Source organism: Xanthomonas sp. NCPPB 1826, assembly GCF_056725285.1.
Genome location: NZ_CM161521.1, coordinates 3,843,473 through 3,858,853 on the forward strand (window position 1 = coordinate 3,843,473; position 15,381 = coordinate 3,858,853).

At 67.0% G+C, this 15,381-nt stretch carries 9 protein-coding genes; 3 read left to right on the forward strand and 6 right to left on the reverse strand.

Features of this window, described 5'->3' with window-relative positions; translation table 11 throughout:
* Positions 1–25: 25 nt before the first annotated feature.
* The 6 genes from AC1PLA_RS16195 to cysD all read right to left on the reverse strand — a co-directional run bounded on the left by AC1PLA_RS16195 (position 26) and on the right by cysD (position 10,786).
* Positions 26–2,701, reverse strand: coding sequence for a M1 family metallopeptidase (locus tag AC1PLA_RS16195; protein ID WP_481104929.1), 2,676 nt, complete (start codon positions 2,699–2,701; stop codon positions 26–28).
* A gap of 136 nt (positions 2,702–2,837) precedes the next feature.
* Positions 2,838–3,167, reverse strand: a complete 330-nt coding sequence (locus AC1PLA_RS16200) for a hypothetical protein (RefSeq protein ID WP_481104930.1) — start codon at positions 3,165–3,167, stop codon at positions 2,838–2,840.
* Positions 3,168–3,445: 278 nt separating this feature from the next.
* Positions 3,446–6,571, reverse strand: coding sequence for an efflux RND transporter permease subunit (locus AC1PLA_RS16205; RefSeq protein ID WP_024940307.1), 3,126 nt, complete (start codon positions 6,569–6,571; stop codon positions 3,446–3,448).
* Entirely contained in the window at positions 6,568–7,641 is a 1,074-nt protein-coding gene (locus tag AC1PLA_RS16210) for an efflux RND transporter periplasmic adaptor subunit (protein WP_349779516.1), read from the reverse strand. The genes AC1PLA_RS16205 and AC1PLA_RS16210 overlap by 4 nt, the downstream gene beginning before the upstream one ends.
* 260 nt (positions 7,642–7,901) lie before the next feature.
* On the reverse strand, positions 7,902–9,878 hold the full coding sequence (gene cysN, locus AC1PLA_RS16215) for a sulfate adenylyltransferase subunit CysN (RefSeq protein ID WP_481104931.1): 1,977 nt from the start codon (positions 9,876–9,878) through the stop codon (positions 7,902–7,904).
* Entirely contained in the window at positions 9,878–10,786 is a 909-nt protein-coding gene (cysD, locus tag AC1PLA_RS16220; protein WP_349779514.1) for a sulfate adenylyltransferase subunit CysD, read from the reverse strand. The genes cysN and cysD overlap by 1 nt, the downstream gene beginning before the upstream one ends.
* A 179-nt stretch (positions 10,787–10,965) precedes the next feature.
* On the opposite strand from cysD, the gene AC1PLA_RS16225 reads away from it, so the two are divergent.
* The 3 genes from AC1PLA_RS16225 to AC1PLA_RS16235 all read left to right on the forward strand — a co-directional run bounded on the left by AC1PLA_RS16225 (position 10,966) and on the right by AC1PLA_RS16235 (position 15,362).
* Complete coding sequence (locus tag AC1PLA_RS16225; protein WP_349779513.1) at positions 10,966–12,813, forward strand: assimilatory sulfite reductase (NADPH) flavoprotein subunit; 1,848 nt, start codon at positions 10,966–10,968, stop codon at positions 12,811–12,813.
* Positions 12,814–12,933: 120 nt separating this feature from the next.
* Positions 12,934–14,640, forward strand: coding sequence for an assimilatory sulfite reductase (NADPH) hemoprotein subunit (gene cysI, locus AC1PLA_RS16230; RefSeq protein WP_481104932.1), 1,707 nt, complete (start codon positions 12,934–12,936; stop codon positions 14,638–14,640).
* On the forward strand, positions 14,637–15,362 hold the full coding sequence (locus AC1PLA_RS16235; protein ID WP_047127131.1) for a phosphoadenylyl-sulfate reductase: 726 nt from the start codon (positions 14,637–14,639) through the stop codon (positions 15,360–15,362). Before cysI ends, AC1PLA_RS16235 begins: the two co-directional genes overlap by 4 nt.
* The last annotated feature ends 19 nt before the right edge of the window (positions 15,363–15,381 follow it).

Consider the following 15,381-nt stretch of genomic DNA (forward strand, 5'->3'; position numbering starts at 1 on the left):
GCGCACCCGGGCCGCAGGCCGCGGCTCAGCGCTTGGTGGTTTGCGCCTGCTTGAGCGCGGCGCACAGGCGGATGGTCTCGCCGGTCTGCGCCATGCCGCGGTCGGCGCCGCTGAGCGTGGCCAGGCGCGGCTTGAAGAACGCATCCAGGCGGTCGGCTTCTTCCACGCTGCAACCGCCGGACGCGCCCAGCGCCGGCAATCCGCCGCCGTCGAACGAACCACTGCGCTGCACGATACGGTCGAAGTTGGCGGTGAACCACGGCCACATCGACGCATGCGAGGCCTCGTAACTGTGACCGCGCATCAGCAGGCTCTTCATCTCGCCCACCTTGATCGCATCGGTCAGCGCGAAATCACGCACCTGCTTGAGCAGCGCCGGGTCCTGCAGCGTGCCCAGGGCGGCGATCATGGCGTTGCGCTGCGCCGGGTCGGCATGCATGCGCAATGCATCGATCAGGCTCTGCACTACCGGTGCGCCGCGCTCCTGCGCGGTCACTGCCAGTGCGGTGCCGAGCAGATCCGGATTGGCTTTGGAGAAGTCCAGCGCACCATTGCCGCCGGCCAGGACCGCATCGCCCTGCGCCAGCAGTGCCTTGCGCACCTCCGCGTTCTGCAGGCGCAGCGCGAACAGCCCGGCCAGCGCCGAACGCAGGCTGGTGTCGTCGATCGACTCGCCGCTACGCCGCGTGTAACCCAGCTGACGCAGACGCGGCAGATACGCCTGTTCGGCCGCCTTGCGCAGTACGTCGCGCTGGGCCTGGCTGGTAGCCTGGTAGCGCCAGATCCACACGAAGCGGTTCAGCAGCGCCGTGGACACATCGGCCGATTCGGACGGCGCCAACTGCTTGAGCGCTGCCAGCACGGCATCGCCGTCGGTATCGCCGTGGCGGTAGGCCGCATCGATCGCATCGGCATAGGCCAGCTGTTCGTTGTCGTCGAGTTGGCCGACTTGCTTGCCCAGTTTAGCCAGCTGCTTCTTGGGCAGGCTGAAACGGTAGTAGCCGGCGCCACGCGCGTTCGGGAACACCCAGGTGTTCTTGCCGGCGCCGTCCAGCACGATGTTGCCGCTGCCGTCTGCGAGCATCTGGCAGGCGGTGCCGACCTGGTTCTTGCCCTTGCCGTACTTGACGCACACCGGCACGCCCCATTGCTGCGCGGTGGAGCCGGTGGAACCCAGCGGAAGATAGCGTTGCTGCTGCAGCTTGACCACGGTCTTGCCGCCTTCGCGGGCGAGCTGGGTCTGCAGATACGGCACGCCCGGCTGATTGAGGAAGCTGCGGAAGGCGGCCTTGAACTCCTCACCCTTGCCGGCGGCATCAGCGATCGCATCGACCAGATCGTCGGCGGTGGCGCTGCCGAACTTGTGCTTGGCGATGTAGGCGCGCATGCCTTGGCGGAACACGTCTTCGCCGACGAAAGCCTCGAACATCGCCAGCACAGCCGCACCCTTCTGGTAGGTGATGCCGTCGAAGGCGGTCTCGATATCGCCGTTGCCGGTGATCGGCTGGCGGATCTTGCGCGCGCTGACCAGGCTGTCGTTGTCCATCGCATGCTGCGCGCCGCCGATGCGGTCCAGATTGGCGCGGTATTCCGGGTGCAGCTGCATGGTGATCTTCTGCTGCATCCAGGTGGCGAACGCTTCGTTCAACCACAGGTCGTCCCACCATTCCATGGTGACGGCATCGCCGGTCCACTGGTGGGCCAGCTCATGCGCATTGGTGTTGAAGGAGCGCTGCACGTTCTCGGCCGGCGAGTCCTTGTCCAGCAACAGCAGCCAGTCGCGGAAGGTGACGAACCCGGGGTTTTCCATTGCACCGGCGCTGAAGTCCGGGGCGGCGACCAGATCGAGCTTGTCGAACGGATAGCCGAAGGCGTAATAGTCCTCCAGCGCGGCGATGATTGCCGGGGTCTGGTCCAGCGCCGGGGTGATACGCGGGCCCTGGCCCTTGGCGGCGATGCCGCGCAACGGGGTCGGGTTGGGGCGCTGCGGGGTGGCCGGCATGGCCGGCACGTCCACCACATCCCAGGGGCCGGCGGCGTAGGCGACCAGATAGGTCGGCAGCGGCACGGTCGGGGCGAAGGTCACCGTCTTCCAGCCCTTGCCGGCCGGCTTGCTCGAGGTGGCGATGGTGTTGGCCAGCGCCTGGTCGTCGGTGGGCACGGTCAGGCTGAGGTCGAACGGGGTCTTGAATGCGGGTTCGTCGAAACCGGGGAACGCGTAACGCGCGCTGATCGGCTCCATCTGCGTCATCGCATAGGCCTGGCCCTGGTACTTCACCTGATACAGGCCCTGCAGCTGCTGATTGAGCGGCGCGCTGTAGACGATGTCCACGGTGAGCGTCTGCGGCTGCAGCGTGCGGCCGAAATCCAGGCGTACCACACCGGCCTGCGCGTCGGCTTGCACGTAGCGTGCGGTCAGCGCCTTGCCCTTGACCGGCTTGACCGTGACCTTGCTGACCTTCAGTTCCTTGCCGTGCAGCCAGAGGTGATCGGAAGCCTGCTTGAGCTGCACGCGGATGCTGGTGCGGCCGCTGAACTCGCTCTGGTCCGGATCGATCTTGAACGACAGGCTGTAGCGCTCGGGCACCGCCCAGGTCGGCAGGCGGCCATTGGGCACCGGCTCGCCGGAGGACTGCGCCAGCGCGGTGCCGCAGCACAGCGCAAGAAGGGAGGGAGCAAGCAGGCAGGCAAGACGACGCATTGGCGATTCCGGGCAGGGTAACCGCCGAAGTCGACCACAGCAGGCCATGACTGTCATGTGACCTTAGTCATTGCGTGGCCAATGCGTGGGGCGCAGACGCCCCGCCCGCCTCGGCGCAGCCGCCCGCCAGCGCGCATTACGGCAGCGGCCACAGCACGAACATGTCCACCACCAGCAGCACCAGCGCAATACTGCTGAGCAGGGCTGCGCGCAGGATCGGGCACTGCAGTGGCGCGATGCGGCGTGCTGGTTCGACCGAGCGTTGCCGATGCGTGGCCGGCTGCCCGGACGCTACCGCAGTGGCGTCGGGCGGTTGCCCTATGCCCGGTGTCGCAGCGCGTGCCGAGAGCGCAGCGACATCGCCAGCGCGCGATGCACCGCAATGCGGGCACGGCATCTGCGCAGCCTGCTCCTGCGCAAACCGCAGCGTGGATGGGTCGTCATTGACGAAAGACAGCGTCTGCATCGCATGCACTCCTGGGCTGGATTGCGGCGTCCGGTTCGATCACGCGGCAGTGCTGCCGGCGGTGGCGAAGACGCTCCCGGCAAGAAGACACCGGGCTGCGCAGCGTCACCGCATCGATGACGCTGCCTGGCGCTGACACGTTCAATGGACACAGCCTGCGCCCCGATGTTTGGGTTTTGTTTGCGATGCAGCCAAATGCAAACGCCGCGATCAACGCCGATGCCGCAGCATCCCCGCGTCGTCGACCACCGGCAGCAGCATGCCGCTGCCGGTATCACTCAGGCGTGACCGCCTACCGACGGCGTCTGCGCCTCCAGGGTTTCCAGCTCGCGCGCCACCGCTTCGGGCGACTTGGTGAATGGCGCAATCAGGCTGTAGAACGCCGGCACCACGTACAGCGACAGCAGGGTGGACAGCGACACGCCGAAGATCACCACCACACCGATCGTGGCGCGGCTGGCCGAGCCGGGCCCGCCGGCCACCACCAGCGGAATCGCGCCGACCACGGTGGCGATCGAGGTCATCAGGATCGGACGCAGGCGCACCGATGCCGATTCCACGATCGCCTCATGCACGCTGCGGCCTTCGTCGCGCAACTGATTGGCGAACTCCACGATCAGGATGCCGTTCTTGGCCGCCAGCCCCACCAGCATCACGATGCCGATCTGACTGAACAGGTTGAGCGTGCCGCCGGTGACCCACAACCCGACCAGCGCGCCCAGCACCGCCAACGGCACCGTGAGCATGATCACCAGCGGATGGGCGAAGCTTTCGAACTGCGCGGCCAGCACCAGATACACCACCAGCAAGGCCATGCCGAAGGTCAGCAGCACCGCGCTGCCGGACTGCTGGTATTCGCGCGACTCGCCCTTCCAGTCCACCTGCGCATACTCGGGCAATTCCTCGCGTGCGGTTTGCTGCGCCCAGGCGATCGCCTCGCCGAGCGGGTAGCCCGGCGCCAGGCCGGCACTGATGGTGATCGCACGCAGGCGGTTGAAGCGATTCAGGGTGCCGGCTTCGGCCACTTCGCTGAGCGTGACCAGGTTGGACAGCGGAATCAGCTCGCCACGCGTGGAACGCACGCGAATAGCGGTGAGGTCTTCCGGCGCCATGCGGCCTTCGCGGCCGGCCTGCAGCATCACGTCGTATTCCTCGCCGTTGTCCACGAACGTGGTCACACGGCGCGAGCCCATCATCGCCTCCAGCGCGCCACCGATCGCGGTGACCGGCACGCCCAGATCGGCCGCACGCAGGCGGTCGATGTTGACGCGCATCTGCGGGCGGGTTTCCTTGTAGTCCGAGTCCGGGCCGACCAGGCCGGGATTGGCTTCCATGCGCTGCAGGATGCGATCGCGCCACTGTGCGATCTCCGCATAATCCGGCCCGCCCAGCACCAGCTGGAACGGCTGGCCACGGCTGCGCACCAGGCCGCCGCTCACCTGCGTGCGTGCGCGCACGCCGCTGAGCACATTGAGCTTCTGCTGCAGTTCGTCGGCCACCTCGGTGGTCGGGCGCGTGCGTTTTTCCCAGTCCTGCAGAAACACGCTGACCCGGCCTGTATGCATTTCCTCGCTGCTGCCGAAGCCGCCGGGCACGCGCGGGTTGGCCCGCACGATGGGCTTGTCCGGGCCTACGTAAGGGCCAAGGATCGCCTCGACCTGATGCATCTGCCCCACGGTGTAATCGAAACCGGCGCCTTCGGGCCCGTCGATCATGATCTGGAAGTTGCCGCGGTCTTCGGCCGGCGCCAGCTCGGAGGGGATCCGGCCCATCAACCACGCGCTGGCGCCCAGTGCCAACAGCATCAGCAGCGCAAAGATCCAGGTGCGATGCACATGCCGCTCCAGCGAGCGCCCGTACGCACCGGACACCGCCTGCATGCGGCCATCGAACCAGCGATGGAAGCGGTTGGGCCTGGCCTGCCCGTGCGAGCGCAACAGCTTGGACGACATCATCGGCGTCAGCGTCAGCGCCACGAAGGCCGAGATCGCCACCGCCGCGGCCAATGCCACCGCCAGCTCGCGGAACAGGCGCCCGGTATTGCCTTCCAGAAAGCCCACCGGCAGGAACACCGCCACCAGCACCGCGGTGGTGGCGATCACCGCGAAGGCGACCTGGCCGGTGCCGCGCTTGGCCGCCACCAGTGGCGGCTCGCCCAGATCGATGCGGCGCTGGATGTTCTCCACCACCACGATGGCATCGTCCACCACCAGGCCGATACACAGCACCAGCGCAAGCAAGGTCAGCAAGTTGATCGAAAAATCGAACGCGTACAGCGCGATGAACGCAGCGATCAGGCACACCGGCACCGTCACCGCAGGAATCAGCGCCGCGCGTGCGCTGCCCAGAAACACCCAGATCACCACCAGCACCAGCACCACCGCTTCGATCAGCGTGTGATACACGCGCTCCACCGCTGCATCGATGAAGGTCGTGGTGTCGAAGGCAACGAAGATATTGGTGCCCTGCGGCAGCGATTTCTGTACTTCCTCGGCCTGCGCGCGCGCCTCGCGTGCAACATCCAATGCGTTGGCGGTGGAGTTGCGCACGATGCCCAGGCCCACATTGGGCACGCCGTTGCTCTGGAAGTAGGCGCGGCGCTCGGCCGAGGTCAGCTCGACCCTGGCCACGTCGCCCAGGCGCACCACATAGCCGCCCTCGCCCTTGCTGAGCGGCAGCTTGGCAAAATCCTCGGGCTTGAGATAACTGCGCTCCACGCGCAAGGTGAAATCGCGCTGCGCCGATTCGATGCTGCCGGCCGGCAGTTCCACGTTCTCGTTCTGCAGCGCCGCTTCCACATCGGCCACGGTCAGTTCGCGCGCGGCCAGTTGATCGCGGTCCAGCCAGATCCGCATCGCATAGCGCTGGCGCCCGCCGATACGCACCTGCGCCACGCCGTCCAGGCTGGAGAAGCGGTCCACCACGTAGCGCTCGGCGTAGTCGGACAGCTGCAGCGTATCCATCGTGCTGGAGCTCATGTTGAGCCACAGGATGGGATCGGCGTCGGCCTCGACCTTGGAAATCTCCGGCGGGCGCGCCTGGTCGGGCATGCGGTCGGAGACGCGGCTGACCGCATCGCGCACGTCGTTGGCGGCAGCTTCCACATCGCGCGACTGCACGAATTCGATACTGATATCGGAAGAGCCATTGCGGCTGCGCGCCTCGATGGTCTCGATGCCTTCGATGCCGGCCAGCGCGTCTTCCAGCACCTGGGTGATGCGGCTTTCCACCACCGCCGCCGAAGCGCCGGTGTATTCCACGTCCACCGACACGATCGGCGGGTCGATCGCCGGCAACTCGCGCAAGGTCAGCCGGGTGAACGACATCACCCCCAGCACGATCAGCAGCAGGCTCATCACCACCGCCATCACCGGGCGGGTAATGGACAGGTCGGAGAGTTTCATCGTGCTGCCTGCGGGCGCGCCGCTACCGGCGCAGGCGCGGCCTGATCGACCACCTTCAGGCCCGGACGCAGCTTGCCGGTGCCGTCCACCACGATGCGCTCACCGGCCTTGACCCCGTCGAGAATTTCCACCTTGCCGTCGCGGCGCTCGCCCAGGCGCACGTCGGCGCGCTCCACGCTGCTGTCGGGCTTGACCCGGAACACGTAGGACTCGCGCCCCACCTGCACCACCGCAATCTCCGGGATCACCAACGCCTGCCGCGCCGGCTGGAACAGGCGCACATCCAGCAACATGCCCGGGCGCAGGCGACGATCGCCGTTGGGGAAGTCCGCCCGCACCGTCACCGAACGGGTGGTCTCGTCGATGCGCGAATCGATCGCCGCCACCACGCCTTCGAACTGCTCGCCCGGATACGCCGCCGCGGTGCCATTGACGGTATTGCCGAGCTGCACCAGGCCGAACTGCGACTCCGGTACCTGGAAGTCCACGTACATGCGCGCCACATCGTCCAGCGTGGCGATCACCGTGCTGGAGGTGATCAACGAGCCCGGGCTGATCTGGCGGATGCCGAGCACACCGGAGAACGGCGCGCGCACCTCGCGGTCGGTGATTTCCGCGCGCATCTGCTGCACGCGCGCCTGCGCCGCATCGCGCAGCGCGCGTTGCGTATCGACGGTGGATTTGGCCACCAGTTGCTGACCAACCAGACTCAACTGGCGCCGGTACAGCTGGTCGGTTTCCTCGAAGGTGGCCTGGGCGGCCGTCAGTGCCGCCTGCTGCGAATTGCCGCGCAGCCGCAGCAGCAGCTGCCCGGCCTTGACCTCGTCGCCGCTGTCGAAATTGACCTGCTCCACCACATCGCTTACCGCCGCGGTCAGCGCCACCGATTCGCGCGCACGCACGGTGGCGATCGACTGCACGGTCGAGTTCCAGGGCTGGGTGGTCACCGCCTGCACAGAGACCGGGATGGGTTTGGCGGCGGCCGGCGCGGCGGCCTCACGGCTACAACCGGCCAGCGCGACGGCCAACAAGAGCGCTGCGCCGAAACGCGCGCTGGGTCGAACAAGCATCAGAACATCCTGGCGGGGTACGTCGAAAGTTTAACGACCTAGCCGCCATGGAGTTGACAGAAAGGGCGTGCTTTGCACCATGACCAAAGACCCTTGCTGTCGTCGGCGCGATGCGCTGGTCAGCGCAGCCACCGACACGGCGGCGTGGCTGCCGGACGGACGCGGCCACCGCTCGGCCGCTGCATGTACGCATTCATGCATGGCGGCTTCGCGTTGCACACACCCACCTGACGCCTGCCGCTATGTCCTGTCAGCCCCGCTCAGCGTTCCAGCCCGAGAAACTCGAGCACATGACGCGCCAGCGCCTCTACGTTCTCACCATCGGCGTGAAGATGGACCTCCGGCGCCTCCGGGGCCTCGTAGGGCGAATCGATGCCGGTGAAATTGGGAATCTGCCCGGCCCGCGCCTTGCGGTACAGCCCCTTCACATCGCGCGCCTCGGCGACCGCCAGCGGCACGTCCACGAACACCTCGACGAACTCCCCGGCATCGAAGCGCTCGCGCGCCAGTTGCCGCTCGGCGCGGAACGGCGAGATGAAGCTCACCAGTACGATCAGGCCGGCATCGGCCATCAGCCGCGCCACCTCGGCCACGCGGCGGATGTTTTCCACGCGGTCTTCGTCGGTGAAGCCCAGATCGCGGTTGAGCCCGTGGCGCACGTTGTCGCCGTCCAGGATGAAGGTGTGATAGCCCAGCGCATGCAGGCGCTTGTCGACCAGGTTGGCGACCGTGGACTTGCCCGCGCCCGACAAGCCGGTGAACCAAAGCACGCGCGGGGTCTGGCCCTTGATGCGCGCGCGCGCGGCGCGGTCCACGTCCAGATGCTGCCAGTGCACGTTGCCTGCGCGGCGTAGCGCAAACTCCAGCGTGCCGGCGGCCACGGTGGCATTGCTCTGCCGGTCGATCAGGATGAAGCCACCCAGCACGCGGTTGCGCGCGTACGGCGAGAACGCAATCGGCTCATCCAGCGCCAGATTGCAGTAGCCCACCTCATTGAGCTCCAGCCGCTTGGCGGCCAGCCGCTCCTGCGTGTTCACATCGACCTTGTGCTTGATCTCGCTGATGCTCGCGGTGACCGTGCGCGTGCCGATCTTGAGCCAGTACGGGCGCCCCGGCAGCAAGGCGGCATCGTCCATCCACAGCAGATGCGCGGCGAACTGGTCGGCCACTTCCGGCGGGTCGTCGACGGCGGCAATGATGTCGCCGCGGCTGATATCGATCTCGTCGCGCAAGGTCAGCGTGACTGCCTGGCCGGCGCGTGCGCTGTCCACCTCGCCGTTGGCATCCAGTACGGATGCCACCTGCGTGCGGCGCCCGGACGGTACCACCACCACTGCATCGCCCACCCGCACCTGCCCGGCCGCGATGGTGCCGGCGTAGCCACGGAAGTGCTGATGGGGGCGATTGACCCACTGCACCGGCAAGCGGAAGCCGCTGCCGGCTTCCGGCGTCTCCACGTGCACGGTGTCGAGATGCTGCAGCAGATGCGGGCCGCGGTACCACGGCATCCGCGTCGATGGGCTGGACAGATTTTCGCCAGCCAGAGCCGACAGCGGAATGCACTGCACATCGGCGATGCCCAGCTGTGCGGCCAGCACGCGATAGCCCTCGGCGATGTCGGCGAAGACCTGCGCGTCGTAGTCCACCAGGTCCATCTTGTTGACCGCCAGCACCACGTGGCCGATGCCCAGCAACGACACGATGTAACTGTGCCGGCGCGTCTGCGCCAACAAGCCCTTGCGCGCATCCACCAGCACCACCGCGACATCGGCAGTGGATGCGCCGGTGGCCATGTTGCGCGTGTACTGCTCATGGCCGGGGCAGTCGGCGACGATGAACTTGCGCTGGTCGGTATCGAAGTAGCGGTACGCCACATCGATGGTGATGCCCTGCTCACGCTCGGCGGCCAGCCCATCCATCAACAACGCATAGTCGATACCCTCGCCCTGCGTGCCATGCCGCCGGCTATCGCTTTCCAGCGCGGCAAGCTGATCGTCGAACAGGCGCTTGCTGTCGTACAGCAGGCGCCCGATCAAGGTGCTCTTGCCATCGTCCACGCTGCCGCAGGTGATGAAGCGCAGCAGCGGCTTGGCTTCGTGTTGATGCAGGTAGGCGCTGATCGCGCCGGGAATCGGGAGTGGGGAATCGGGAATCGCGAAGGCGCCCTCCTCCGTCGTAACGTCTGCAGCAAACTGCTGTTGCGAATCCCCAATCCCGAATCCCGATTCCCTGCCCATCAAAAATACCCCTCAAGCTTCTTCTGCTCCATCGACGCACCTGGCGCATGATCGATCATGCGGCCCTGGCGTTCGGAGCTGGTGCTGACCAGCATTTCGGCGATCACCGCTTCCAACGTGTCTGCGGTCGATTCGATCGCACCGGTCAGCGGATAGCAGCCCAGCGTGCGGAAGCGCACCGAGCGCAGTTGCGGTGTCTCGCCGTCGTGCAGCGGCAGGCGGTCGTCGTCGACCATGATCCAGGCGCCGTCGCGCTCCACCACCGGGCGCGGCGCGGCGAAATACAGCGGCACCACCGGTATCCGTTCGCGGTAGATGTACAGCCAGATATCCAGCTCGGTCCAGTTGGACAGCGGAAACACGCGTACGCTTTCGCCGGGTTTGGTGCGCGCGTTGTACAGATTCCACAACTCCGGGCGCTGGTTCTTGGGGTCCCAGCGATGACGCGCGTTGCGGAACGAGAACACGCGCTCCTTGGCGCGCGATTTCTCCTCGTCGCGGCGTGCCCCGCCGATCGCCGCGTCGAAGCCGCCCCGCTCCAGCGCCTGCTTCAGGCCCTGGGTCTTCATGATGTCGGTATGCACTGCCGCGCCGTGGCTGATCGGGCCGACGTCCTGGGCGATGCCGTCGGGGTTGATGTGCACGCGCAGGTCCACGCCGGTCTCGGCCGCGCGGCGGTCGCGGAAGGCGATCATCTCGCCGAACTTCCAGCGCGTGTCCACATGCAGCAGCGGGATCGGTGGCGGCGACGGCGCGAACGCCTTGAGCAGCAGATGCAGCAGCACCGAGCTGTCCTTGCCCACCGAATACAGCATCACCGGGGCCCGGAATTCGGCGGCGACCTCGCGCAGGATGTGGATGCTTTCGGCCTCGAGCCGATCCAGGTGTGACAGGGGCAGCAGAGTCATCAGGGTGTCGTGGGCGTCGGCGGGCAGACCAGCCGATGGTAGGGCAAGGCGCCGCAGTGTGTGGCGCGGGCCGCCCGCACCCAAATAAGCGGCCGGCATAACGCGATAACGGCTCATCCTTTCTGGCCGCGGCAACGCTTCCCTAACATCACTGGTCTCATCAACCGCCCTGGATCCGAATGACCGCCGCCAGTTCCGCGCTACCGCCCAGCCCCTTGCCCGACGAGCGCAAGGCGCTGCTGGAACGGTTGGTCGACGGCCTGGATGCCGCATCGCTGTGGTGGCTGTCCGGCTACACCGCCGGACTGGCACAAGGCCAGCCGCCGCGCGCGCTGGCGGTGTTGCCGGGCGGCCAGCCGCACGCGCCGGCACAGGAAAGCCAGCGCCTGACCGTGCTCTACGGCAGCCAGACCGGCAATGCACGCCGGGAGGCCGAGCAACTGGCGGCCGAGGCCGAGGCCGCCGGACTGAGCGTGCGTCTGTTGCGTGCCGACCAGTACCCCACCCGCGAACTGGCCAGCGAGCGACTGCTCTACGTGGTCATCAGCACCCAGGGCGAAGGCGACCCGCCGGACGATGCGATCGGGCTGGTGGAATTCCTGGCCAGCCGCCGCGCGCCCAAGCTGCCCGAGCTCAAGTACGCGGTGCTCGGCCTGGGTGACTCCAGTTACGCCGATTTCTGCGGCATCGCACGCCGCATCGACGACCGCCTGGCCGAGCTTGGCGGCAGCCGCGTGCAGCCACGCGGCGAAGCCGACCTGGATATCGACAGCGTCGCTGCGCCCTGGCGCACGCAGGCGCTCAAGCACGCACGCGAGCAGCTCAGGAGCGGCCCGCCATCGGCCACCATCACGCCGTTGCGCAGCAGTGCAGCCGCACCGGCCTGGTCGCATCAGCAGCCTTTCCCTGCCGAATTGCTGGCCAACCAGATCGTCAGCGGGCGCGACTTCAAGGGCCCGCAGTTCCGCGTCTACGCCTTGCCGAGCAAGCGCGTGCGCCATCTGGAATTTTCGCTGGAAGGCAGCGGGCTGAGCTACGAGCCCGGCGACGCGCTGGGCATCCGCCATCGCAATCCGCCGGCGCTGGTGGATGCGGTGCTGGAGACGCTGCGCCTGGACGGTCATGCCGCGGTCACCGTCGGCGAAGAGACTCTGGCCCTGCACGAGTGGCTGGCCACCCGGCGCGAACTGACCAAGCTGTCGCGGCCGCTGCTGGCCGCACATGCCGAGCGTGCGCGCGCCGACGAGCTGCAAGCGCTGCTCGCCCCGACCCAGACCGCCGGCCTGGCGTCATTGCTTGCCGATCACCAGTTGATCGACGTGCTGCGACGCTGGCCGGCGGATTGGGACCATGCCGGCCTGCTGGCCGCGCTGCGTCCGCTCACCCCGCGCCTGTACTCGATCGCCTCCAGCCGCAAGCGCGTGGGCGAAGAAGTGCACCTGGTGGTGGACGAACTCACCTACCAGGCGCACGGGCATGCGCACCTGGGCTCGGCCAGCGGCTTTCTGGCCGCATTGCGCGAAGGCGACACCGCACCGGTCTACATCGAGCCGAACGCGCGCTTCCGGCTACCAGCCGATACCGATCGCGACATCCTGATGATCGGCCCGGGCACCGGCGTGGCGCCGTTCCGCGGCTTCGTGCAGGAACGCGCCGAAACCGGCGCCAGGGGCCGCAACTGGCTGTTCTTCGGCGCCCAGCATTTCAATACCGATTTCCTGTATCAGGCCGAATGGCAACAGGCCTTGCAACGCGGCGAACTGCACGCACTGGAAGTCGCGTTCTCGCGCGACCAGGCCGAAAAGATCTACGTGCAGCACCGCCTGCGCGCACGCGGCGCCGAGGTCTACGCCTGGCTGCAGGGCGGTGCGCATCTGTACGTGTGCGGCGCCATCGGCATGGGCAAGGACGTGCACGCCGCCCTGCTCGACATCGTCGCCACCCACGGCGCACTCGATGCCGAAGCCGCTGCTGCGTATCTCACTCGATTGCAGGTGGAGGGACGGTATGCGCGTGATGTCTATTAGTGCTGGGAATCGGGAGTGGGGATTGGGGATTCGTAATTGCGGGCTCCCCGGGTCTGGTTGTTGTCGTGCTGCTGCTTGTTTGTTTTTGCCAATCCCCAATCACGAATGCCGAATCCCGTCATGAGCCACTCCGTCGAAGACATCAAATCCGAAAGTCGCCGTCTGCGCGGGTCGCTGGAACAGAGCCTGGCCGATGCGGTGACCGGTGCGTTGCGCGAGGACGATCAGACCCTGATCAAGTACCACGGCAGCTATCAGCAGGACGATCGCGACATCCGCGATGAGCGGCGTCGGCAGAAGCTCGAACCGGCGTATCAATTCATGATCCGCACCCGTACGCCGGGTGGAGTGATCTCGCCCACGCAGTGGCTGGCACTGGATGGCATCGCCACGCGGTACGCCAATCATTCGCTGCGCATCACCACGCGTCAGGCGTTCCAGTTCCATGGCGTGATCAAGCGCGAGCTCAAGGCGACCATGCAGGCGATCAACGCCACCTTGATCGATACGCTGGCTGCCTGCGGCGATGTCAATCGCAATGTGCAGGTCGCCGCCAATCCGCTGCTGTCGCAGGCGCATGCCACGCTGTATGCCGATGCCGCGCGGGTGTCCGAGCATCTGTTGCCCAACACCCGTGCTTATTACGAGATCTGGCTGGACGAAGAGCGCGTGTCCGGCTCCGGCAACGAAGAAGAGCCGATCTACGGCGACCGTTATCTGCCGCGCAAGTTCAAGATCGGTTTCGCCGCGCCGCCACTCAACGATATAGACGTATTCGCCAACGACCTGGGCTTCATCGCGATCCTGCGCGACGGCGAATTGCTCGGCTACAACGTCAGCATCGGCGGCGGCATGGGCGCCAGCCATGGCGATGCGGAAACCTGGCCGCGCGTGGCCAATGTCGTCGGGTTCGTCACCCGCGATCAGTTGCTGGAGGTGGCCACCGCCGTGGTCACCACCCAGCGCGACTTCGGCAACCGTGCGGTGCGCAAGCGCGCGCGCTTCAAGTACACCATCGACGATCACGGCCTGGACACCATCGTGGCCGAGATCGAACGCCGTGCCGGCTTTGCGCTGCAACCCGCCCGGCAATTCGCGTTCGAGCACAACGGCGACCGCTACGGCTGGGTCGAGGGCGACGATGGTCTGTCGCATCTGACCCTGGCCCTGCCTGCCGGGCGCATCGCCGATACCGACACCGCTGCGCACCTGAGCGGCCTGCGCGCGATTGCGCAATTGAACGTCGGCCAGTTCCGCATGACGCCCAACCAGAACCTGGTCATCGCCGGCGTGCTGGCCAGCGAGCGCGCGCGCGTCGATGCCCTGGTCGCGCAGTACGGCCTGGATGCCGGCAATCGCGCGCCCACCGCGCTTGCACGCGGCGCAATGGCCTGCGTGTCGCTGCCGACCTGCGGGCTGGCGATGGCCGAGGCCGAACGCTACCTGCCAGATTTCAGCGCGGCCCTGCAGCCGGTGCTGGAGCAACACGGACTGGCCGACACCCCGATCGTGCTGCGCCTGTCCGGCTGCCCGAATGGCTGCTCGCGCCCGTATCTGGCCGAGATCGCGTTGGTGGGCAAGGCACCCGGCCGCTACAACCTGATGCTGGGCGGCGACCGCCGCGGCCAGCGCCTGAACACGCTGTACCGCGAAAACATCACCGAAGCGGACATTCTCGCCGCACTGGAACCGTTGCTGGCGCGCTATGCGGCCGAACGCGATCAGGCCGGCGACGAAGGCTTCGGCGATTTCCTGCATCGCAGCGGCCTGATCGCGTTGCCGCCCTACCCCACACACCGTCACCTCGACCTGGAATTGCTCGCATGACCGCGCTGCCCGCTGCATCGATCACTGCGTCCGCGCTGGACGACCTGGACGCGCTCAACGCGCAACTGGAAGGCCTGCACGCCGACGAGCGCGTGGCCTGGGCACTGCAACACGGCCCGCAGGAGGCGGCGCTGTCGTCCAGTTTCGGCGCGCAGTCGGCGGTCACGCTGCACCTGCTCACCCAGCAGCGCCCGGACATTCCGGTGATCCTGATCGATACCGGTTACCTGTTCCCGGAAACCTACCGGTTTGCCGACGCGCTGGCCGACCGGCTCAAGCTCAACCTCAAGGTCTATCGCCCGCTGGTCAGCCGTGCCTGGATGGAAGCGCGCCACGGTCGCCTGTGGGAACAGGGCATGGTCGGCATCGACCAGTACAACAACCTGCGCAAGGTCGAACCGATGCGCCGCGCATTGGACGAGCTCAACGTGGGCACCTGGTTCACCGGCCTGCGCCGCAGCCAGTCCGGTGGCCGCGCACAGACGCCGATCGTGCAAAAGCGCGGTGAGCGCTACAAGGTCAGCCCGATCGCCGACTGGACCGACCGCGACGTGTGGCAATACCTGCAGGCGCACGACCTGCCCTATCACCCGCTATGGGAACAAGGCTACGTGTCCATCGGCGACTTCCACACCACACGCCGCTGGGAGCCGGGTATGCGCGAGGAGGACACGCGCTTCTTCGGGTTGAAGCGCGAATGCGGCATCCACGAGGACATCTGAGCGCGGCGCAGTGCGCGCT